17 protein-coding genes are annotated in these 21,568 nt (G+C 43.7%); 12 read left to right on the top strand and 5 right to left on the bottom strand.

The genetic code is table 11. From position 1 onward, the window contains the following. Positions 1-6: 6 nt before the first annotated feature. From CTER_RS07600 to CTER_RS07580, 5 genes are all read left to right on the top strand, one after another. The gene (locus tag CTER_RS07600) at positions 7-1,071 is read left to right on the top strand and encodes an ABC transporter permease (protein ID WP_004624955.1); all 1,065 of its coding nucleotides are present in this window, start codon (positions 7-9) and stop codon (positions 1,069-1,071) included. After that, entirely contained in the window at positions 1,061-1,846 is a 786-nt protein-coding gene (locus CTER_RS07595; protein WP_004625053.1) for an ABC transporter ATP-binding protein, read from the top strand. Before CTER_RS07600 ends, CTER_RS07595 begins: the two co-directional genes overlap by 11 nt. A gap of 134 nt (positions 1,847-1,980) precedes the next feature. Further along, the gene (locus tag CTER_RS07590) at positions 1,981-2,808 is read left to right on the top strand and encodes an AraC family transcriptional regulator (protein WP_004624753.1); all 828 of its coding nucleotides are present in this window, start codon (positions 1,981-1,983) and stop codon (positions 2,806-2,808) included. An 86-nt stretch (positions 2,809-2,894) separates the two neighbouring features. Further along, entirely contained in the window at positions 2,895-4,262 is a 1,368-nt protein-coding gene (locus tag CTER_RS07585; RefSeq protein WP_004624884.1) for an MFS transporter, read from the top strand. A 16-nt stretch (positions 4,263-4,278) separates the two neighbouring features. Beyond that, entirely contained in the window at positions 4,279-4,854 is a 576-nt protein-coding gene (locus CTER_RS07580; protein ID WP_004624980.1) for a YbhB/YbcL family Raf kinase inhibitor-like protein, read from the top strand. A 43-nt stretch (positions 4,855-4,897) separates the two neighbouring features. Here the strand turns inward: CTER_RS07580 and CTER_RS07575 are convergent, their stop codons facing one another. Further along, complete coding sequence (locus tag CTER_RS07575; RefSeq protein WP_004625069.1) at positions 4,898-5,419, bottom strand: nitroreductase family protein; 522 nt, start codon at positions 5,417-5,419, stop codon at positions 4,898-4,900. A gap of 192 nt (positions 5,420-5,611) precedes the next feature. Between CTER_RS07575 and CTER_RS07570 the strand changes: the two genes are divergently transcribed. After that, complete coding sequence (locus CTER_RS07570) at positions 5,612-5,791, top strand: hypothetical protein (protein WP_004625039.1); 180 nt, start codon at positions 5,612-5,614, stop codon at positions 5,789-5,791. A gap of 120 nt (positions 5,792-5,911) precedes the next feature. Here CTER_RS07570 and CTER_RS07565 read toward each other — a convergent pair whose 3' ends face one another. Further along, on the bottom strand, positions 5,912-6,943 hold the full coding sequence (locus CTER_RS07565) for a LacI family DNA-binding transcriptional regulator (protein ID WP_004624801.1): 1,032 nt from the start codon (positions 6,941-6,943) through the stop codon (positions 5,912-5,914). Between the two features lie 361 nt (positions 6,944-7,304). Between CTER_RS07565 and CTER_RS07560 the strand changes: the two genes are divergently transcribed. From CTER_RS07560 to CTER_RS07535, 6 genes are all read left to right on the top strand, one after another. After that, positions 7,305-8,672 (top strand): ABC transporter substrate-binding protein, encoded by a 1,368-nt coding sequence (locus CTER_RS07560; protein ID WP_004624897.1) that lies wholly within the window; start codon positions 7,305-7,307, stop codon positions 8,670-8,672. A 72-nt stretch (positions 8,673-8,744) separates the two neighbouring features. Next, complete coding sequence (locus tag CTER_RS07555; protein ID WP_004624969.1) at positions 8,745-9,650, top strand: carbohydrate ABC transporter permease; 906 nt, start codon at positions 8,745-8,747, stop codon at positions 9,648-9,650. A 1-nt stretch (position 9,651) separates the two neighbouring features. Then, positions 9,652-10,467: a carbohydrate ABC transporter permease gene (locus CTER_RS07550; RefSeq protein WP_004625090.1), complete on the top strand. Its 816-nt coding sequence runs from the start codon at positions 9,652-9,654 to the stop codon at positions 10,465-10,467. A gap of 35 nt (positions 10,468-10,502) precedes the next feature. Beyond that, a complete protein-coding gene (locus CTER_RS07545; protein ID WP_004625081.1) occupies positions 10,503-11,684 on the top strand; it encodes a glycoside hydrolase family 130 protein in 1,182 nt (393 codons plus the stop codon). Positions 11,685-11,831: 147 nt separating this feature from the next. After that, on the top strand, positions 11,832-12,797 hold the full coding sequence (locus CTER_RS07540; RefSeq protein ID WP_004624820.1) for a DUF1861 family protein: 966 nt from the start codon (positions 11,832-11,834) through the stop codon (positions 12,795-12,797). A gap of 174 nt (positions 12,798-12,971) precedes the next feature. After that, positions 12,972-19,352 carry a polysaccharide lyase family 8 super-sandwich domain-containing protein gene (locus tag CTER_RS07535; RefSeq protein WP_004625029.1) on the top strand — a complete coding sequence of 2,127 codons (6,381 nt, stop codon included), beginning with the start codon at positions 12,972-12,974 and terminating at the stop codon, positions 19,350-19,352. 102 nt (positions 19,353-19,454) lie between these two features. Here the strand turns inward: CTER_RS07535 and CTER_RS07530 are convergent, their stop codons facing one another. The 3 genes from CTER_RS07530 to CTER_RS07520 all read right to left on the bottom strand — a co-directional run bounded on the left by CTER_RS07530 (position 19,455) and on the right by CTER_RS07520 (position 21,542). Then, the gene (locus CTER_RS07530) at positions 19,455-19,871 is read right to left on the bottom strand and encodes a Fur family transcriptional regulator (RefSeq protein WP_004625032.1); all 417 of its coding nucleotides are present in this window, start codon (positions 19,869-19,871) and stop codon (positions 19,455-19,457) included. A gap of 185 nt (positions 19,872-20,056) precedes the next feature. After that, the gene (locus tag CTER_RS07525; RefSeq protein ID WP_004624802.1) at positions 20,057-20,872 is read right to left on the bottom strand and encodes a metal ABC transporter permease; all 816 of its coding nucleotides are present in this window, start codon (positions 20,870-20,872) and stop codon (positions 20,057-20,059) included. Further along, positions 20,865-21,542: a metal ABC transporter ATP-binding protein gene (locus CTER_RS07520; RefSeq protein ID WP_004625055.1), complete on the bottom strand. Its 678-nt coding sequence runs from the start codon at positions 21,540-21,542 to the stop codon at positions 20,865-20,867. Before CTER_RS07520 ends, CTER_RS07525 begins: the two co-directional genes overlap by 8 nt. Positions 21,543-21,568: the final 26 nt, after the last annotated feature.

Here is a 21,568-nt window from a genome sequence, read left to right as displayed (position 1 = left end):
CCTGCCTTGAGTATAATTAAAGAATCAACCGTTCCGCCCTTGTTAAAGCAAGGGCGGAACGGCAAAAAACATATATCGGATTTGAGATTTATCCTGCTGACTGTATTTACAGTCTCGGGATTTATATTGGCGGTACTTGCCAATTTATTATTCAGACAGCTTGCCGACGTAAAAATAACCGCGTATGCCTATGGCTCACTGGTTATCAATATCAATGAAGCGTACCGGATCGTACTTGCGGTGCTTATTCTTTTATATCTTGGTATTGCCGGCTGTTCTTTTTTCCGTGCCGACAGGCGGGTAAAGTTTTCAAAGCGTGCGCCGTTCCGGTTTGCAGTGGGTATTGCACTGGCACTCTGGGATATTCTGGGCACAAAATTATTATTGCTGCCGCAGCCCTTCTTTCCCGGCCCGGCGCGAATCATCGAGGCGTTTCTGATCGAGGGGGATTATATCTGGCAAAATACGCTGTATTCTCTCCGTTTGTTTTCTGTCGGCTTCACACTCGGCGTGGTGTTTGGGGTGGGAACCGGTATCCTTATCGGCTGGTTTCCGAAAGTGTATTATTGGGTGTATCCCGTATTAAAAATAACAGGTGTTATTCCGGCGGTGGCATGGATGCCGTTTGCACTGACATTGTTTCCCACACCCTTTTCGGCGGCGGCATTTCTGATTGTGATCTGCGCATGGTTCTCAATTGCATCACTTACGGCACAGGGCATACAAAGCACTCAAAGACCCCAGTTTGAGGTTGCTCGGACGCTTGGGGCGAAGACGCCGTTTCTTGTTTTTCATGTGGCCATACCTCACGCTATGCCGCAGATTTTTACCGGTATATCAAATGCAAACGGCTTTGCCTTTACAACGCTGGTTATGGCCGAAATGATGGGGCAGCCGGGCGGGCTGGGCTACTACATCAACGCGTCAAAGGTGTGGAGCGCTTATTACAAGGTTTTTGCTGCCATTATAGTAATGGCCGTGCTGTTCAGCCTGATTATGAAGGGCATGGGCTTGATTCAAAGACGCGTTCTAAGGTGGCAGAAAGGTCTGGTGAAAAGTGATGGGCAGTGAAGCGATAATAGAAATTAAAAATGTCAACCGCACATATATTGATGACAAGGACAACACTGTGGAAGCGTTGAACGACATTAACCTCACCGTTTACAGGGGGGAATTTGTATCCGTCATAGGTTCGTCAGGCTGCGGAAAAACCACACTGCTCCGTCTTATTGCCGGTCTGGATGTGCCGGAGACGGGTACACTCCTGCTCGAAGGCGAAGAAATCACCGCTCCTGATCCGCAAAGGGGCTATGTTTTTCAACAGGGAGGGCTGTTCCCCTGGCTGACAGTGGAACAGAACATTGCCACAGGCTTGAAAGCAAGGCATGTCTATGGTCAGAATAAGGCGCAGGTTGGTCACTATATAGCTTTAATCGGGTTGCAGGGCTTTGAGAAATCCTTTCCGCACCAGATAAGCGGCGGTATGGCCCAGCGTGTGGCAATTGCCCGTTCCTTGATAAACAAACCGAAGGCGCTTCTTCTTGACGAGCCCATGGGTGCCCTTGACTCCTTCACCCGCGCCGATATCCAGGATAAGCTGCTTGAACTCCGCAAGGAAAACGATACAACAATGATACTTGTAACGCATGATATTGACGAAGCAATTTATCTTAGTGACCGTGTTGTCATCATGACACCGCGTCCCGGCAAAATCAGTGAGATCTTAGACATAAAAATGTCGCATCCGCGCAACCGCGGAGGCTCGGAGTTCCTGTCCATCAGAAGCAATATACTGGAGAAATTGCATTTCGCCAGCGCACAGCCCCAGTTGGATTATACCATATAGAAAACTTTTAAAAGGCGGCATGTATACATGCTGTCTTGACAAAGGTATCATATGGTATTATTTTTTATATTGAAGCGGGTATTTGAAAAAATACCCGGGGGAGTGTAACAGGATACTTCGACTGCGGAGGACATATGAATACCAATAATTTATTTTTTAATATTTTGTACTGCAATGGCAGCCGGTCAGATGCATATATGACATATCCCCGGAGGATATCCAAAGCAATGAAGCATCATAAACTGGTGCTGGTTACCGGGGGGAAGGGGAAAATAGTTATTGGTGAAAAAAAGTACTATTTAAAAAAGGGGACATTAATTTATTATTTGGCTTCATCCGGAGATATAGAAATTGGTGTGGAGGAACCGGTAACTTTTCTGTCTGTGGTTTTTGATTACGTAAATGTTGTATTATGCGACGGAATATACAGCATCGCCGGGGATACTGCAATAATCACCTTTCAGCCGGTACAGCAGCTGATAAATCTTTATCAGGTCGAGGCTGCTTTTGAAAAACTGGTGCATACATGGAGAGCAAAGGGCCCGGGATATGAGTTTATTTCCAAAACACTGCTCCAGGAACTGTTTATTGCCATTTTCCAAAATAGATATAATCATAGCTCAAATTATTCCGACTCTTTGAAGGTTGAAAAAATAATTCAATACATGTGTGAAAATATCCACCGTAAAATTCAACTGGCCGAATTTGCAGAGCTGGTGCAGATATCCACCTTTCACCTGTCTAAAATCTTCAGGGAGGAAACGGAATATTCTGTAATTGAATATTTCAATAAGATAAAAATCGATCAGGCTAAAGTGTTGCTGATAGAGGGAGATAAAAAAGTAAAAGAGATTGCACACCTCCTGGGATTCTCTGACGAATTCTACTTCAGCAGAATCTTCAAGAAAGCCGAAGGTATAAGTCCTTCGGAATATCATGACAAGAATGTCCATGAAATTTGATATTATCCATGGTGTTTGGCCTTCCTTCGGATTAAAATGTAGATATTATTTTACATGAATATTTATAACATTTAAGGAAAGCTTATATGGACAGTCAAAAAGCAAATGGTTTTAACCGCAAATTATATGCTCCCATGATTCTGGGTTCGGTCTTAAATCCGGTTAACTCGTCAATTATGTCGGTTGCGCTGATTCCGATAGGAACTGCGCTGGGCGCCCCGCCGTCGCAAACGGCCTGGCTGGTTTCGGCCCTGTATCTGGCTACGGCAATCGGGCAGCCTGTCGTTGGAAAATTGATAGATACCCTGGGGCCGAAAATTTTATATCAGATATGTACTGCCTTATTAGGGATTGCAAGTTTAATTGCCTTTTTTGCACCGAATATATGGTGGCTGGTCACAGCCCGTGTGCTGATAGGCTTCGGAACCTGTGCCGGATATCCTTCGGCCATGTATCTGATCCGCAGGGAGGCGGGCAGGACAGGGGAAAAAAGCCCTTCCGGGATTCTGACCATGCTGTCTGTCGCCAATCAGTCAATTGCCGTTGCAGGCCCTGTGCTGGGGGGACTCCTCATAGGAATGGGCGGCTGGCAAAGTGTTTTCATTATAAATTTGCCTCTCTCGGCTGCCTGTCTTATTTTAGGAAGCATTTATTACCCCGATGCGGAAGGTGGAAGTGTAAACGGTCTAAAATTGGATTATGTGGGAATAGGTTTATTCTCAGTAATGATGATAACCCTGCTTTTATTTCTAATGAACCCGCATATTGATTTTATCTTTTTATTGATAACAGCCATAGCGGCTATGGCCATTTTTGCATACTACGAATTAAGGGCAGCCCCGGAACCTTTTATTCCGCTGGGTGTGCTGAGGGGGAACAGGCCGCTGATTGCCACGTATATCCGTACTCTTCTGACGGCAACCGCCTGCTACAGTTTTTTTTACGGATTCACGCAATGGCTGCAGGAGGGCAGAGGACTCAGCCCATCGGTATCAGGAACCGTCTCGATTCCCATGTTTGCTGCCGCGCTGCTGGTAACCGGAATTACCGGAAAGAACCCGAGGATATTTATGAAACTGCTGCTTGGCTCGGCGGCTTGTGTTATAGCTTTCGTTCTGATCCTGTTTCTGCGGGAGGATTCGGCAATTGTCATTCTTTTAATCGTAACGGGCATCGTAGGGATTCCCCAGGGCCTCAATAACCTGGCAAATCAGAACGCGCTGTACCATCAGGCCCTGCCTGAGCAATTGGCCTCCTCCACAGGACTTATGAGGACCTTCCAGTATCTTGGGGCCATGCTTGCATCTGCAGCAAACGGTGCCTTTCTGCACAATGGAGCCCACACCGAAGAACTGCATTATATGGCTGTATTTCAGGTGGTGATCTCTGTGGGCCTGGTGGTTCTTGTAGTCTTTGACAGGTCGGTAAGAAAAATAGGAACTGATAATCTGTAGAAAGGGGATTGAAAAAATGGGATTGATTGAAGTGCTGGTAACACCTTTGGGTTGGCTGCTGCGGGGAAAACATGCGGGTGAACAAACTGCCTGCAAACACTATTCACAGCTTTCGACCGGGAAAGTATTTGAATTATTCAGCCCTGCCTTTCCCAACGGCGGGAAAATACCTGAGAAACATGCCGGAGTGGGGCGGGGAGAAAATATCTCTCCGGAACTTGGCTGGACAAAGCCGCCCCAGGGTACAAAGCAATTACTTCTGGTGATGGAGGACATAGATGTGCCTTTGAAGAAGCCCATCCTGCACATGACTGCCTTGTTCGACCCCACTGTTGAAAAACTGCATGAGGGGGCGCTGACGCCCGGCAATGCGGAGATCACTTTTATTCCGGGCAGAAAAGGCCGGCTGGGCTACCATGGTCCAAGACCCATGCCGGGGCACGGGATACATCGGTACTGGTTTCATTTGTATGCGCTGGACGAAGTAGTGCCCGCAAACCGGAATTACTCCGGTTTTGAAGAACTACTTCCTCTCATAGACGGCCATGTTATTGGCGGCGCGCATCTTGAAGGCATACAGAAAGGCAAGTAGAAAGAAAGGCAAATATGGGCATATGTCGTCCTGTATGTGAAATTTAAAATTTATTGTAATGGAGCTTGTGATATTGCAGGCTGTCTTCTTCATAAGGCTTTTTTTCCTCGGCAGGATAACCGATGGCAATGATACATTCAACGCTGTATTGTTCGGGTATCTCCAGCACTTTTCCGATATACTCCCCGGCGCTTTCCTGCTTGTTATGGAATCTTTCCCTTACCTGAATCCAGCAGGAACCCAGGCCTAAATCCTGTACAGTCAATTGAATGATGGTTGATGCGATGGAAGTATCCTCAATCCATACGTCACTTGAATCCCTGTCGGCTATCACTGCAATTGCCAGGGGAGCGCCTGCCAGAAACTGCGGAGCGGGTTCCCTGCACTGAGATAGCTGCCGGAGCAGTTCTCCGTCGGTGACGGCAATAAACTGCCAGGGTCTTATGGACCGTGAGGAAGGGGCTAAAAGGGCACTTTTCAGAATTACATCTATTTTTTCCTTTTCTACTTCCCTGTTTTGAAACCTTCTAATGCTTCTTCTGGATTTTAAAATGTCATACAGCATGCTTAATAATCCTCCTTAATTCTATAAATTTTATTATTCTTTCGAGATAGATAACATTCTAATATGATTATATAAAAATATATAAAATAAACCAACTTTTTGATTTACAATATTACCAATAGGGTAAAATAAAGTATTAAGAGATGGATTAACTGGTGAAACGTGTTAAATTAAGTACAAGGAGACGGTAAAATGAGTGTTAAAGAAAAAGTATTGGAAGTAATGAAGTCAGCGGGACACCCCGTAAGTGCCGGTGAAGTGGAGAAATTGTCCGGATTGGACCGCAAAGAGATTGATAATGCATTTAAAGAATTGAAGAAGGAAAATGCCATTGTATCTCCGGTCCGTTGCAAATGGGAGCCGGCAGAATAAAGGCTGTAAACCATTTATGGTTTTTGAACAAGGTATATCATGCCGCCAGGGCCCGCCGGGTTGAAGCGGCATCTTTTTTGCCCTTAAAGGCATGCTGGAACGGTAATGAGGGAAAGGACCTTACAGCCCCTTCGCCTTGATTAAGGATTCTCTTTCAATATATTCGGGATATATTGAAAGCTTAACATTTTCGTCATCGATATCCGATTTATTCAGTAAATGATTAACAGCTACCTTGCTCAGCTCTTTCCGTTTTACCTGCATAGTTGTCAATTTAGGAGAAACAAAGCTGCTTAACGCTATATCATCGAAACCGACAATTGATATATCCTCCGGCACCGAAATACCTAATTTTTTTAATGCTTCCAGCAATGCTATCGCTATTCTGTCTCCACCGCATACAAAGGCCGTGGGGAGCTCGTTCAGCCTTTTTAACTCATCATACAATTCATCCGGATCATGTAAAAGAATGCCCAACGGAGAAGTTTTGGTTATGCTGTATTCATAATTGATTTTTATATCCGAATAAATCAATGCTTTTTGATAACCGCACCAGCGTTCGAATATACTTGATGTCACATTGATTGAACCTACAAAACCTATTTTTGTATGTCCCATTTCAATAACCTTTTTAGTTAATGTATAGGCTCCTTCAAGATTGGCTGTAACAATACAATCCATGTTTAGGTTACTGTAGTAGTGATCAACCGAAATGGTTTTAACATTTTGCTTAAGTATAAACTTTACATAATCCTCATTAAAAATACCTACCAGAACAAAACCGGCAATGTTTAATTGGGTAAGTATGGGTGGCAATGACAGGTTCTCCTGCATTTGGCTTGAAATAGTGGCCATTACCGAGTTATATCCATGTGACTTTGAATAGTTGTCTATTGACCAATAGATATCGTTATAGAAAAAACTATCATCTTTTATGTATTCAGGGATAAAAACAAGTATGTTTCTGCAATTGTATGCCGAGTCATCAGTCGTAAATCCGGCATAGTTCAGCTTCCTCGCCAGATCCAAAACCTGGTCTCTTGTAGACTCGCTTACGCCGGGTTTGCCGTTTAGTGCCAGAGATACAGCGTTTTTTGATATGTTTAGCCTTTCGGCTATATCTTTCATAGATACTTTTTTTAAGTTTGTCATATTTCAACCGCCTTTCAGTAATACAATACTGTATGTAAAGTAATATGTCAAGTAAACAATTTTCGACAAATTTATTAGTCAAGTAGACAAGAAACTTGAAATTACAATTGTAAAGTCAAATGTAAAGCGAAAATGACTGGTGGCAAATCTCTCTGCCTAAAGAAAAGTTTTATTTAATTAGATAAAATAGACAAAATAGACTGTAAAAATTATATAAAGTTAGCACAAATCAACAAATGTCAATTGAAATTTAGTTGCAATTATTAAATTATTTCAAGTATATTATTGACAAATGTAAATTAGGTTGTTAATATTTACATATAAAATGAATTGCAATTCAAAAATTTAAAGGAGGATTATTATGAGAGGCACTTCTATTAAAAGAATTTTAGCTGCTGCAATAGCCATGTCACTGGTTGTAACAGTTGCAGGATGTGGAAAGACCGGGGAAAAGGCAACGGCTTCAACAGCAGGTGAAAGCACTGCAGCAACCTCAGCAGAGGCAGCGGCAAAGCCATCCGCTCTGAGGATTATTACCTGGAGTAACCAAAGCTCAGTAGACGCTATCAATGAGTTATCAAAGAAATATATGGAGAAGTATCCAAATGTAAAGGTTGATATGAGCGTTGTTGATACTGACAACTATCCAACTTTACAAAGGACTCGTTTACAGGCAAATGACGTAGATATCGTAACAATGGGAGGAGGATTTGTCGGAGAAAAGGTTGATTGGGCTCCGGGTGCAGTTCCTGAGTGGCAGCAATTAATTGACTCAGGTGTGTTTACCGAATTGACAAATCAACCGTGGGTTGCAAACTGGTCGACAGGTGCAAAAGCTGGTACATATAAAGGCAAGGTATATGCCATCTCAACCGGTGCCAATGCAACAACAGGTATCTTCTATAATAAGAAGCTGTTTGATGAACAAGGCTTAAAGCTTCCGGAAACCTGGGCGGAGTTTGAACAGCTGTGTGCTGAATTAAAAGCAAGGAACATAACTCCCATGACTTGCGGCGGTCAGGATCAATGGCCTTATCAAATGATTGTCAATGATGTAATGGCAGGCCTGGATATAGATTATACTACATATGCAAAAGGTTTGTGGACCGGTGAAAAGAAATTCAATGATGCTGATGGCTTAAAGGTATTTGAAAGAATGGAATTCATCAACAATAACATGGAAAAGAACTTTATGAGCATTCCTTACTCGGCTGTAATAAGCAGATTTGTTTCAGGCAAAGCTGCAATGCTTCCGGACGGTGCCTGGCAGGCGGGTGAAATCACAAAAGCCAATAAAGACTTCCAGTTTGGTTATTTCCCAATGCCGGGTACAAATAAGGGCGTAAACTTCCAGGGCAAGTTTGACTTGTTTTTTGCGGTTAACGATAAATCTGAAAATAAAGATAATGCATTAAATTTGCTGGCAATGCTATCTGATAAGGAAAGTTATACTGCATTTGTCAATAAGGTTGGATTTATTCCTACAATGGACGGCGTAAACATTACTAACGAATTTTTGGCAAGCTTGCTTCCATATACATCGAATCTTAAGAATTCCTGGGAATTGGAGTACAGAATTCCTGTAGGTGTTGGTCAATATGCCCAAAACAAAGGCTTTAACCCACAATTCTTAAAGTCGGCAGGCGGATCCATAAAAACAATTCAGGAATTGGCGGATCTTACACAAAAGGACTTTGAAAAAGCAGCAGCAGCTAATAAATCAAAATAGTCAGAGAATGGGGCTTTTGTTAATTAGTCTTTTTGCAAAAGCCCTAAATATTTCAAAAAAGAAGGATTGCTTATGACAGGGAAATTCCTATTTAATAAAAAAATGATTCTATTAGGGATGCTGCCGGGATTGTTATTGTATTTTTGTTTCTTTGTGGCTCCCAGTATCGGAACGTTTATATTTTCTTTTACCGATATTACACAGGTACCTGGCAAGGCCTGGAGTTTTATAGGCTTGAACAACTATAAAGAACTGATATTCCTTTCCAATGGCAGAGATTTTTTAGAGGCCTTGGAAAAGACGTTTGTTTTCAGTATATCGACAACTATTATTCAAACGGCGTTTTCACTTTTCATGGCAGTAATTCTATGCAGAAAATTTGTTAATTACAGAAATCTTTATAGAACGGTAATTTTCATGCCCACAATTCTAGGTGTAACCGTTACTGCATTTTGTTTTCAACTATTTTTTTCTATAGATGGCCCTGCTCAAAAGCTTCTTAATCTTTTTGGAGCATCTTCAGGTTTCTTTGGCGATTATCAATGGGCTTTTCCATTGGTAATATTCTGTCAGATATGGATGAGTGCGGGTTATGAAATGGTAATATTTATCGCAGGACTTCAAAATATACCTGAAGATATCTATGAGGCTTCCAATATAGATGGTTCCAATGAATGGCAAACATTCTGGAAAATTACATTGCCAATGCTTTGGCCTACTGTAATGGTTAATTTGTCTCTATGTATAATTGGTTCATTATCCGCATTTCAGATAATTCTGATGACAACAGGCGGTACTCCTCAAACCAGAACCCTTTCCATGTTTGTTTACCAGGTGGCATTTGGAATGGGTACCCTTGATCCGAATGCCGGAAAACAAGGCTTGGCTGCGGCTATGCAAATAATTCTGTTTACCTTTATTCTGATAATAACAGTTGGTTCGAGATACCTGATGAACAAAGTGAATGGGGAGGACTAAAATGAGAAAATTAACCTCCAGGTTTCTGGTTTATTTCAGTATACTGATAGCAATGCTCATATTTATAGTTCCTCTTTGTTATGTAGTGTTTACTGCATTTAAGTTGCCCGAAGAGTTTCTCTCCAATCCGCTGGGATTAATTTTTTCACCTACTATCGAAAATTTTGTGAACTCCTGGCAGAAAGCGAACTTTGGGTTTTATATTTTAAACAGCTTGATTTATGTTACAGCAGCAACTGTGTTATCTTTGATTTGCTCGCTGCTGATAGCGTTTCCCATTGCAAGAAATTACGTAAGATTCAGCAGTGGCCTATACTTTTTTATGATGATTGGAGTTTTCCTTCCCGATGGAACAATACCTTTATTTCAAATATTATTAAAAACAAAATTGTTCAATACAAGGCTGGGATATATTATTGCCATGCTATCCATTGGCGGGGTTGCCCTAATGTTCTTTGTCTCATATCTGAAGGGAATACCCACTGACCTGGATGAAGCGGCTATTACCGATGGCTGCGGTTATTTTACTTATTTCTTTAAAATTATTATTCCTCTTTCCAAACCGGCAATTTCATCCATGGCCATTTTAACTGCCATAGGTATTTGGAATGATATAGTAAAAGCAATTATTTTCCTATCCGACGAAAAGCTTTTTCCAATAACTAAAGGGTTATTTGTTTTTTCGGGTCAGTATTCAACAAATTGGACTGAATTGACTGCGGGGCTTATTATCGTAGCGCTTCCTCTTGTTGTTTTATTCCTGTACTTACAGAGATATATTATTGACGGCTTAACTGCCGGATCTGTAAAAATGTAATTTAATCAGTCATTCCAGCATTCAAGGAGAAATTCATGAACTATAATTTTATACATTCAAAAAAATTGGTTTTAAAGCCTTTTGAAAGCAATTGGGCCTCTGAAATGGTTTTAAATCCAGCGATTATAAAAGACAAAAAATCTTCACGTATCCATATGCTGTTTAGAGCAACAGGTCCCTGGGAGAAGAAGAGGGCAGAAGGAAAGCCAGTACCCTATCCCATATTTTTAGGCTATGGCTGGAGTGATGATAATGGTGAGTCGTGGCAGTTTGATACCAATCGGCCTGCCATTTCTCCAAAAGTAGAAATGGATATTGATAAGATTTTAATTCGAAATTATAAGGGTGAAATGGTTGTAAATTACTCAAACGGCTGCATAGAGGATCCGAGATTATTTTATTTTGAAGATCAATGCTATGTGATTACAGCGTGCAGGATGTTCCCTCCGGGACCTTACTGGATTAAGGATGAACCTACCCAGTGTGCTCCCGAGTGGATAAGTACCCGGAACAATCCTTATGGCAAAGCTGCTTCAGAAAATGTGACTGTAAACGTACTATTTAAGGTTGATTTGGATTGCCTGGCATCAGGGAATTATGATAAGGCTTTTACATATGTAACAAATCTTACCGATGCGTGTTTTGGAGAGGACAGGGACGTTTTAATATTTCCGGAAAGGCTTATGATAGACGGTCAGCCTAAAATCGTAATGCTTCAAAGACCTTTTAATCCTTCTGCATACCCAGGCATTAATGAGGAGCTTCCACCCTCCATTGTTATCTGTGCAGCAGATAAATTCGAGGATTTCAGCAACCCCGGCTTAACCAGGTATGTCCTTGCAGTTCCAAAATTTCAGTGGGAGAAGGATAGAATTGGCGGCAGTACGCCTCCTGTGAAGATCGGAGAGGACGAATGGCTCTTGAATTATCATGGAAAACAGGATGCGGAAATTGGTTATACCCAGTCCTTTATGATTCTGAAGGAACAGAAAAGCGGCATGCCTGCGGTGACTCACAGATGTCCGGAAAGACTGGCTATTGCTGATCAGGATTGGGAAATGCCTAACAAGTTCAAGACACCATGTATATTTATGACCGGACTTATTGAGCTTGGGGAAGAATTACTGGCCAGCTATGGCGCGGCTGATGAAAAAATCGGAGTGTTAAAAATAAATAAGGCTGGTCTTATAAATTATATTAAAAAATTTAAAGCCTAGCTTGAGATAAATTGAGGTATCGTCTGTTGAAACCTATAACGCATTCGACAGCACTAAAGGAGTTGTCGGCAGGACTTGGCAGTACAACCTGTCCGGCAACTGAGCTGATATATTACTTCTTAAACTTAAAAAAGGAGAACCAACAATATGCTTGAGCTAAAACCCATGCCACAAACCTGCAGTCAGGGACTTAAGTATTTTTATGAGGCAAAAAGCGTCTTAAAAAGTGAAATAGTAGCCTTTGAAGGTTTTGAAAATAAGGATATTTATAATCCCTCTGTGCCCTTTAAGTGGAATGATGAAGAAATAATTGTGTGCAGAGTGGAAGCCAGAGATAGTGAGCGTTCCAATGCGGTATTTTTTAAAAAACAACAGAACAAATGGGTTGTAAGACCAAATTCACCTGTGTTTGAGCTTCAGGATCCTTTTGTAACCGTAATTGGTGATGAGCTTATATTGGGAGGAGTCAGGGTATTCTGGGAAAATGGCCGGATTGTAAGCTGGTGCACAGATTTTTATAAGGGAAAAAGTATAGAGCGGTTGAGTTTGTTTTTGACGGGACCCGGAGATATGAAGGATATAAGGCTCATTGAGTTGGCTGATGGCAGAGTTGGCATTTTCTCAAGGCCTCACGGGGATAAGATACTTGAAAGGTATGGCTGTAAGGCCATGATTGGCTTTACAATAGAGAACTCTCTTTCGGAGGTTACTGCCAAAAGTATTGAAAATGCGCCAATTATAGAAGGGCAGTTTGCAAGCGGAGAGTGGGGCGGATGTAATCATTTGCAGCTTATGAACAACAATCGGATTGCCATAGCCGGTCATAAAAGCCGGGAAGAAATGATAGATGGACAAGCTGTTTTACACTATTATAGCATGGCCTTTGTATTCGACCCAATCACATTAAAAATGTCGCCATGTGAAATTATTTGTACAAGGGATAGCTTTCCACAGGGGCCGGCCAAGCAGCCAGGATTAAAGGACGTGACTTTTACTGCCGGACTTTTGAGAAATAATGACGGAACAGCTGATATTTATACCGGCTTGAGCGATTGTCAGATAGGCAGGGCAACTATTAAAGATCCTTTCTTAAAGTATGAGATTGGTTATTAAAATAAATCAAGAGTGAAGTAGAGAAATACTCAATTATACATGAGAGGAGGGTATCCTTGTAATGGACAAAAGCTTTGGAGGCTATATGTTTGATTCAGGAAACGGTACCAGGGCTGAAAAAAGAATTTTGTACGAATTATGTAAAATTTTATGGAAAGGTAAAGAGGTGTTCTTATGAGTAAAATTTTCTTCACCCGGAATTCTTATGCACGAGTGCTGAGCATTCTTATAGCGGTGTTTTTACTGTTGGGGGTAATACCTCCTCCAGCGGCCTACGCAGCAGAAACTATAGGAACAGAAACTGCAGGAACGGAAACTGCAGGAACAGAAACCACAGAAACAACAACTGCAGGAGCAATAACCATGGAAGCAACAACTGCAGGAGCAATAACTTTGGGAGCAAAAACTACAGGAGATGAATTCGATCAGCTTCGTCAGCGCTGGCTTGACTTTACCATCGGTGACAGTACCTGGGATCCCGCCAACCCGGATTATGCGTTAAAATTGAAGTCGCTGGAGGATGTTGCCCAGGCAGGTATCAATCTTCTGGTTGCCGATCCCGTCAGCCAAAGTCGTGTGTTTTCAGACTATCCGCTTGGACAGACAGGAAGCTGGTACGATTCGGACAAAATACAGCTAACCTACCAGCGTATCCAGGAAATCGCCACGGCCTATGCCACAAGGGGCACCAGATTCTATAAGGATGCGGCGACACGCGATATCATCATAAAATCCCTGGATTACATGTACCAATACCACTACAATGAAAATGTAAACAGCTACCAAAACTGGTACAGCTGGTGTATTGGCAATCCAATGAGCCTTATGGCTACAACCATGATGATGTGGGACGACCTTACCCCAACGCAGATTGCAAACTATGCAAAGCCCTGCTTGAAATGGCAGACAGTTGGCGCTGTATCGAGGTCAGACACAGGTACCAACGGTATATGGCGCCGCAAGTGTGACCTTTATGTGGGCATCGTTACAAAGAACGCGGAACTTCTCAAAGAAACCCAGGATTTTTACCCAAAATTTCTTAATTTCGTAACTGGCGGCGATGGTTTCTACCAGGACGGTACACACATTTTTCATGGCTACCATATGTACAATGGAGGTTATGGTTCAGGAGCTTTCCGCGATATCGTAGAGATCCTCTACTATCTCAGAGGCAGCCAATGGGACGTAAGCTCCAGTGACCTCAGCAACGTATACAAAATTGCCTATGAAGGCTTTATTCCCCTGCTGCCAAATGGCATGATGATGGACACGAGCAGGGGCCGTGATATTACCCGGCCTGGCGGCGAGCTTAAGCCTGGTCAGCAGGATATGGCCACCTTAATGCGCCTCGCAGACATTGCAAAAGACGAAGCAGACAGCACATATATCAATGGGTATCTCAAAGAGTGGCTTTCCAATGATATTGTCAACAAAAACTTCAACGCAAATGGCACAATATCGGAAATCACAGAGAAAAACAAGCTGATGGCAAACAGTGATTATCAGCCGGTGGGCTCTGTCCAGAGTTACCATCAGTATGCGGTCGGCGACAAGGCAGCCTACCACTCCGAGCAGGGTTTTGCCGCAGGTCTTGGTATGCACTCCAACCGTATTTACAACTTTGAAATCGGCGACTCCAACCGTAAAGGCTGGAACATCAACAACGGCCGGCTCTATCTGTACACAGACGATATTAATCAGAACGAGGACGCTGTAAAAGCAACCATTGACTGGGATCGCCTTCCCGGCACCACAGTTGTGCGTGGAACCGGAAAGGCCTCTCAGGGAACCGGCCGTCCAGGCTGCTTTGCCGGCGGTGTTGGTTTTGACGGCAATTACGGTCTATCCGCCATGTTCCTGCGGGACAAGGACAACACCCTTGATGCTAAAAAGTCATATTTCTTTTTTGATGATGAGATCGTAGAACTTGGCAGCGGCATCACCGCCAGTGACAACAAACCCACGGAGACAATTCTTGAAAATATTAAAATTGACCGCGGAAATGCCCTTGTAGTGGACGGCGATTCAAAGTCCACTGATATCGGTACTGCAGAGCAACTTGTCAACCCGAAGTACCTTTGGGTTGAGGGTAACACAAGCGGCTCAAATCTGGGTGTATACTTCCCAGAAGATACAACTCTTGAAACCCTGCGCAATTCACTAAGCGGCAAGATGAGTGATCTCGGCCCCTTTAACATCGGTTTGGACGATGTATTGACAAGAAGCTACCTGACTATGTACAAAAGCCATGGCACGAATCCGGTAAACGATTCGTATGCCTTTGTGCTGCTGCCTAACCGCCGGCAGAGCGACACTGCTGCATACAGCACCAGCCCGGATGTGCAAATCCTCAAGCATGATGAAAATACACATGCAGTGTATGAAAAAAAATTGAATATCCTGGGTGTTGCCAATTTTACCGCTCAGAAAGGGACTGTGGATGCTTACGGCATTCCTGCCTACATGAGCGTTGACGGCATCGCTGCAGTTATGAGCCAGGAATCGGGACAAACCCTGTCGCTGAATGTTGCCGATCCCACCCAGGCATCAACCGGAATGGTCACTGTCACCGTTAACCGCGCTGCAACCGCCGTTATCTCGAAGGACCCTCGCGTCAATGTAGTGCAAACGACTCCATACATCCAGTTGGACATCAACACAGGCGGCAGCAAGGGTCAGGCAATCCCGGTAGTATTTTCAACGAACCCGCTGGACATGCCGCCCCTGCCAACCACTGCCCCCGCAAAGCCCGCACTGCAGTACGCAATTGACAGTAACGGCATAAATGTTTTCTTTGACGATGTGGGCGGCACTTCCTACAAGCTGTACTATGGCACCGAAAGCGGCAATTATACCCATACTGTTGATCTCGGCAGTTCTACCGCTTCCTACATTTCAAATTTGATTGACGGCGCAGTCTACTACTTCAGGGTGGATGCTGCCAACATAATTGGCACTACCAGTTCAGATGAAATGCAGGTGGTTTTTGACGATGATAAACCTTACTTTACATTCATAGATGATTTTAACAGCAATGACCTTAGCAAGGCGTATAAGCTGTCGCCTGCATCCGGCTGGTCCTGGCAGGCGTTGTCGGACTTTGGCTCCTTGGGTGATTGTATCAAGCGCCCCAGCAACACAACAGTTTCCGAGTTGACTTATGCCGTTCCGGGTATGTCCGGTTTTGACCTGAATGCCTGGCAGTCGGGCGAAGGCGGGTATGCCAACAAATATGCGACTATCACCTTCTATACGGCAGCAACCGAAGCCGATGTCACTGCTGACAATTGGACACAGGTAACTCCGGGTAATATTGTCGACCAGGACCGCACCCCCAAGTTCTATAAGGATGATTACACCATTGACGGTCTGCAAAACGCCAATTACCTGAAAATTAAAATTGCCAATAAGGGGGACGCTGCCTGGGCACCCATGCTGGACCGGCTGACAGTGCGTTATTCCAAGGACGCTGCCGTAACTATCGACCCCACCGGTATAAATCCCCTCAAAACTCCAAACATCGTTAATGTAAGTAAAACCGGTGACATCGCATTTACGGCTTTGCCCTCTACGGTACGCCCCACACAGGTTGCGAAAATAGTGTGGACAGTGCAAAATCCTGATCTTGCTGAAGTTACTGGCTCTACAGTAAATACGGTGAGTGTCAGAGGTCTTGCAGAGGGTACAACTAACCTTGTGGCTACCTATGAAGGAACTCAGATTGCCGCAATACCACTGACTGTGCAACTCTACCGTGTAAACCTGGCACTGAATAAACCCGTTACTCTCGTCGTTGCCCCCACCAATAAAACTCCTAATTCAGACGTGAAAAATGCGGTTGACGGAGACGAGAACACCCGTGTTGGTTACAATAACATAGGCACAAGCCCGGGCTGGATTACTTTCACCGTGGACATGGGCCAGAGCTTTGAAGTGACAGACGTTAATATTCTATGGGAAGGTTCACACCCTAAAACTTCTTACAGCCTGGAGTATTCGACTGACAACGCTACATGGACCAAAATCACCCGTCCCGAACCGTCATCAAAACCAGTCTGGGACAATTACACATTTGCTGCCCCTGTACAAGCTCGCTACTTGAGGGTATCAGCCAACACTTTTCTGAATGCCTATGGGATGTCCATATACGAGTTTCAGGTGTTTGGCAATGTGCCGCCTCCTGCTATCGACAGTATTATTGTAACTCCCAAACACCTTAAATTCTTAAAGGGGCAAACCGCAAAATTGACTGCAACGGCAGCTCCTAACACCGCAGATGTTTCTACTATTGAGTGGGAAAGCAGTGATCCAAGTGTTGCTACTGTAGACAAATCAACAGGATTTGTCATAACCCATAGCCCCGGAGAGGCAACTATTACTGCCAAAGACTCCAGCCCGACCGGCAAAAACGCCAGTGCAGCCTGCGAATTAACAGTTATAGACTCAGGCGGCACCGCAATTGACATACTCGTAAACAGTATCAAGCTTAATCCTGAGGACAGTATCTGGATGCAGCCAGGCAGCACACAAGCTATCACAGCCACTGTCCTGCCGGATAATGCCACCAATAAATATCTGACCTACTCTTCAAGCAACACCAGAATTGCTTCAGTAGATAAAAATGGACTGATAACCGCCCGCGCCAACGGCAACGCAGTTATTACCGCCATGAATTCTGCCAGCGGCATCAAAGCTGAACTGGCCGTGAGAGCTGCAGAGTATGTGGATGACATTGAAGCTGCAAAGGCATTACTTGAATCTTTCGACTTCGGCGCAGCAAGAGTTCTTACGCGAGCCGAAGCAAGACAGTATATTGAAAATATTCTCGCCGACCTTGCCACACCTCTAAACGGAGTAACTGCTGCGATTGCAGCCGGCGATGTATTTACACCACCGGCTGATGGCACCGAGAGCAGCCCAACCGGTACAGCAGGAAGCTACACCTTTAAATTGAGTCTGACCAAAGGTGCCGCATTACCGGGCAACATCCAGGCTGTTTTTGAGACTACTGATCTGAACCTGGTCATTACGGCAATGGATTGGGTACCTTCTGTCAACAAAGATGCTCTGAATACAGCAATCTCCAATGCGGCAGGTCTGGTACCGACAAGTTATACTGCCGGCACCTGGGCAAATGTTCAAGCGAAACTTGACACAGCAAGAATTGTATTTGATAATCCGTCTGCAACTCAGGCAGAAGTTGACACGGCATTAGCGGACTTAATTAGTGCAATAAATGCTCTTGTGTACACCGAGACCACTCCAGGCGGCAGCTCAGGTTCGTCCGGCACCGGCGGTGGCGGCAGCAGTGATAGTGTACCTGCAAGCGTTGGCAATAGTGTTATTGCACCTGTAATCATTGATGGTAAGGTGTATAATATCGGAACACGTACGGTTAAAGATGATACGACGCTTGTTACGGTGAATCAAACTGAATTGTATAAGCAGCTTGCAACAGCGAAGACCAGTTTTGTTATCCCTGTTACAAGCAGTACCAATAAATCAATAGTGCAGCTGCTTGTCAAGAATGTGGAAGATGTTGCGAATAAAAATATGACTCTTTCAGTAGAGATCAATGACATTGTCTGCACGTTACCGGCAAACTCCGTAGATACAAGGAGTATCATGAGAGAGCTCGGTGCAGTCAACACTTCCGAGGTTGTGTTCAGCATCAAGAGTACCGCTTCTATAGCGGCACAGGCTGAAACCAAGCAAATAATCGAAAAGGAAGAGGGCAAACTGATCCTCCCGGCCATGGAGTTTTCAATCACTGCCGCCTATAATGGAAAAACTGTCAATGTAGAAAACTTTAAACGCTATGTAAGCAGAAGAATAGAAATCACAGAGGAGCAAGCCGGGAATATAACTACTGCTGTGGTTGTGGAGCCCGATGGTGCACTAAGACAGGTTCCTACATCCATTTACATGAAAGACGGAAAATGGTATGCACAAATTAACAGCCTGACCAATTCTGTGTATGCGCTGATTTACAATCAACGAAAGTTTTCGGATACCACCGGCAAGTGGTATGAGAAGATCGCAAACGAGATGTACAGCCGCAGGATAATAAACGGTGCTGCCCGGGATGTGTTTGGAGGAGGTAGCGACATTACCCGTGCCGAATTTGCCGCAATCACGGTCAAAGCTCTGGGACTGCCCATGGACAGCGCCAAATCAGTATTTACGGATGTATCAGCAAATGCATGGTATGCAGGCGCTGTAAACACGGCATATGAATATGGGCTGATTCAAGGCAGAGACAACAAAAAATTCGACCCCATGGCTAAAATCACCCGTCAGGAAGCCATGCTGATTATGCAAAAGGCAGCAAAGCTGACCGAGCTTACAAGTTTGAGCGGAGATCTGAATGCCTTCACAGATGCCGAAAATGTAAGCAGTTGGGCGGTAGACGCCGCCAGATTCAACGTTGGCGCCGGGCTGGTTGCCGGGGACCAGGGTAAATTACGTCCGACTGATAATATTACGCGGGGAGAAGCAGTTACTATTATATTGAACCTTATGCGCAAGTCAAAATTGGTAGATGTGAGAAGCTGATTCCACTGCCTTAAGCCCCCTGACAGGAGACATACTCCTGTCAGGGGGCTTTATGTGCAGAGCAAGTGGAGACAATAATCCGAAAAATCGGATTTATTATAATTATCCATTCGGATTACAATCCTTGCAGAATCCAAATACTTCCAGGTTATGCCCCATTACATGGAAATCCTTATCTTCGAGTTTTGGTATGAATTTTTCCATCGGGCAATTATCCATTTCTATGATTTTATGGCAGTTCATACAGACAGCATAATGCTTATGCTTAAAACGATTGAGTTCATATACTGCCATTTCATTATTCATGACGTTGGTTTTGATCACCACGCCTTTTTTAATGAAAAGCTCCAATATCCGGTAGACGGTGGATAACCAGGCGGCATCCCTACCGTTTTCCATTTGGGAGCATATATCCATTGCAGTTAAGGGACTCTTGGAATTTTCAAGCACCGAGAGCACACTTTCACGCTGCCTTGTTCTTTTTATTCCTGCAGGCCAGTTGTTCTGTGCCTTTTCCAATATATTCACCTCGTTTATATATTCATATTAACATATACTTCAAAATTTCTTTAGCATATCGGCATTTCTTTTTATATTGTTTATATGGTTTATATAGTGCGTAAATGCATACTATCCACATTTATCTTTATTATAAAATGACCATATACAGAAGTCAACTTTATGAGGCTATCAGCACATGTGCGTCATTTACCGCGTACGACGCTGATGCTTGATTGTATCTTTTTTATTATCAAGATCAGAACAAGTACGAAAACAGAAATAAGCGCGGTAAAGCCTCCGGGGGCTACATTGAGATAATACGAAATAAACAGCCCCAGCATGATGTCTATTATGCTGAAAACAATTGAAAATATCAAGGTATGTTTAAATCCCTTTCCAAGCTGAAGTGCAGTGGCCACAGGAAGAGCTATCATGGAACTGAGTACCAGTACGCCTACGATTCTGATGGAGACGGATATTGCCGAGGCCACAAGAATGGAAAAAACATAGTTGATCAACCTGACTTTCACGCCTGCAACTTTGGCGGCCTCCTCGTCGTATGCGATATAAACCATCTGATGATATAAAAGTATAAGCGTCAGGACCGAGACAGCACTGAGGATCAACACCATGATCATGTCGAACCGGGTTACGGTCAGGATACTTCCAAACATGAAGGAATCCGCATTTGCATGCAGTTTCCCGGAACTGATGATGGTAATGGCAGTACCCACGCTCAAAGAGAGCACGATGGTGAGGATCAGATCGGTGTACTTTTTGAAATAGCTGCGCAGGAATTCAATCAGTGCGCCGCAGAGGGATGTAAAGATAAATGCCCCAAGTATGGGATTTTGATTGGACATAAGCCCGAGTGTTATACCGGCTAACGACGCATGGGATAAGGTATCCCCTATCATTGAATAGCGGCGTAGCACCAAAAAGATGCCAATGCAGGGACATAAAATGGAAATAAATACTGAAACGAAAATTGCATTTTGCATAAAGCTGTAATTAAGCATTGTCATCGACCTTTCCCTTGTTTTTCAAGAATTCTTCCGCATATTTCCCAGGGGTGCAGAGATGCCCTTGTCCATCCTTCAGATGGTAAATCAGTGTTGAGTTTGAAATGGCGGCGTCCAGATTGTGTTCAACCGAAACAATGGTAATACCGTTTTCCTGGTTTATCTTTTTCAAAAAGCCATAGACCTCTTGTTGACTGTTAATATCCACTCCGGTGGAGGGCTCATCCAGTATCAGCAGGTCAGGGTTTCCCATCAATGCTCTGGCAATCAGTATTTTTTGGCTCTGACCTCCCGAGAGGGTGCCCATCAGCGCGCGAGCAAAGCCGGACATCCCAACCTGTTCAAGATTTTCAGCAATCACGCTTTTGTTTTTGATTTTTAAAAGCCTCCGGTAAGAATTCAGTGTTTCATATACTGTAATAGGAAAATTGGAGTTGGAGAAATCATTTTTTTGCGGAACATATCCGATTCTCTTTGTACGGGACACAATGCTTCCGCTTGTGGGTTTTATGAATTTTAGTATCAACCGCATCAGCGTACTTTTTCCGCTGCCGTTTTCACCCACAACCGATACATACTCACCGTCACGTATTTCCAGATTGATATTGTCCAGTACATATGGCGGTGAACCCGTATAAGAAAAATATAAATCTTCTGCTTTAATCATATTAGCACCCTTTCTGATGTAACCTG

Source organism: Ruminiclostridium cellobioparum subsp. termitidis CT1112 (assembly GCF_000350485.1).
Classification (GTDB): Bacteria; Bacillota; Clostridia; order Acetivibrionales; family DSM-1351; genus Ruminiclostridium; species Ruminiclostridium termitidis.
Note: the sequence above shows the minus strand (reverse complement) of the source record. Positions and strands in the feature narration are given on the sequence as shown.

Bases quoted from the DNA above. Each gene is read 5' to 3' on its own strand.
- CTER_RS07595 (WP_004625053.1), top strand. From the start codon at position 1,061: ATGGGCAGTGAAGCGATAATAGAAATTAAAAATGTCAACCGCACATAT.
- CTER_RS07590 (WP_004624753.1), top strand. From the start codon at position 1,981: ATGAATACCAATAATTTATTTTTTAATATTTTGTACTGCAATGGCAGC.
- CTER_RS07585 (WP_004624884.1), top strand. From the start codon at position 2,895: ATGGACAGTCAAAAAGCAAATGGTTTTAACCGCAAATTATATGCTCCC.
- CTER_RS07580 (WP_004624980.1), top strand. From the start codon at position 4,279: ATGGGATTGATTGAAGTGCTGGTAACACCTTTGGGTTGGCTGCTGCGG.
- CTER_RS07575 (WP_004625069.1), bottom strand. From the start codon at position 5,419: ATGCTGTATGACATTTTAAAATCCAGAAGAAGCATTAGAAGGTTTCAA.
- CTER_RS07570 (WP_004625039.1), top strand. From the start codon at position 5,612: ATGAGTGTTAAAGAAAAAGTATTGGAAGTAATGAAGTCAGCGGGACAC.
- CTER_RS07565 (WP_004624801.1), bottom strand. From the start codon at position 6,943: ATGACAAACTTAAAAAAAGTATCTATGAAAGATATAGCCGAAAGGCTA.
- CTER_RS07560 (WP_004624897.1), top strand. From the start codon at position 7,305: ATGAGAGGCACTTCTATTAAAAGAATTTTAGCTGCTGCAATAGCCATG.
- CTER_RS07555 (WP_004624969.1), top strand. From the start codon at position 8,745: ATGACAGGGAAATTCCTATTTAATAAAAAAATGATTCTATTAGGGATG.
- CTER_RS07550 (WP_004625090.1), top strand. From the start codon at position 9,652: ATGAGAAAATTAACCTCCAGGTTTCTGGTTTATTTCAGTATACTGATA.
- CTER_RS07545 (WP_004625081.1), top strand. From the start codon at position 10,503: ATGAACTATAATTTTATACATTCAAAAAAATTGGTTTTAAAGCCTTTT.
- CTER_RS07540 (WP_004624820.1), top strand. From the start codon at position 11,832: ATGCTTGAGCTAAAACCCATGCCACAAACCTGCAGTCAGGGACTTAAG.
- CTER_RS07535 (WP_004625029.1), top strand. From the start codon at position 12,972: ATGAGTAAAATTTTCTTCACCCGGAATTCTTATGCACGAGTGCTGAGC.
- CTER_RS07525 (WP_004624802.1), bottom strand. From the start codon at position 20,872: ATGCTTAATTACAGCTTTATGCAAAATGCAATTTTCGTTTCAGTATTT.
- CTER_RS07520 (WP_004625055.1), bottom strand. From the start codon at position 21,542: ATGATTAAAGCAGAAGATTTATATTTTTCTTATACGGGTTCACCGCCA.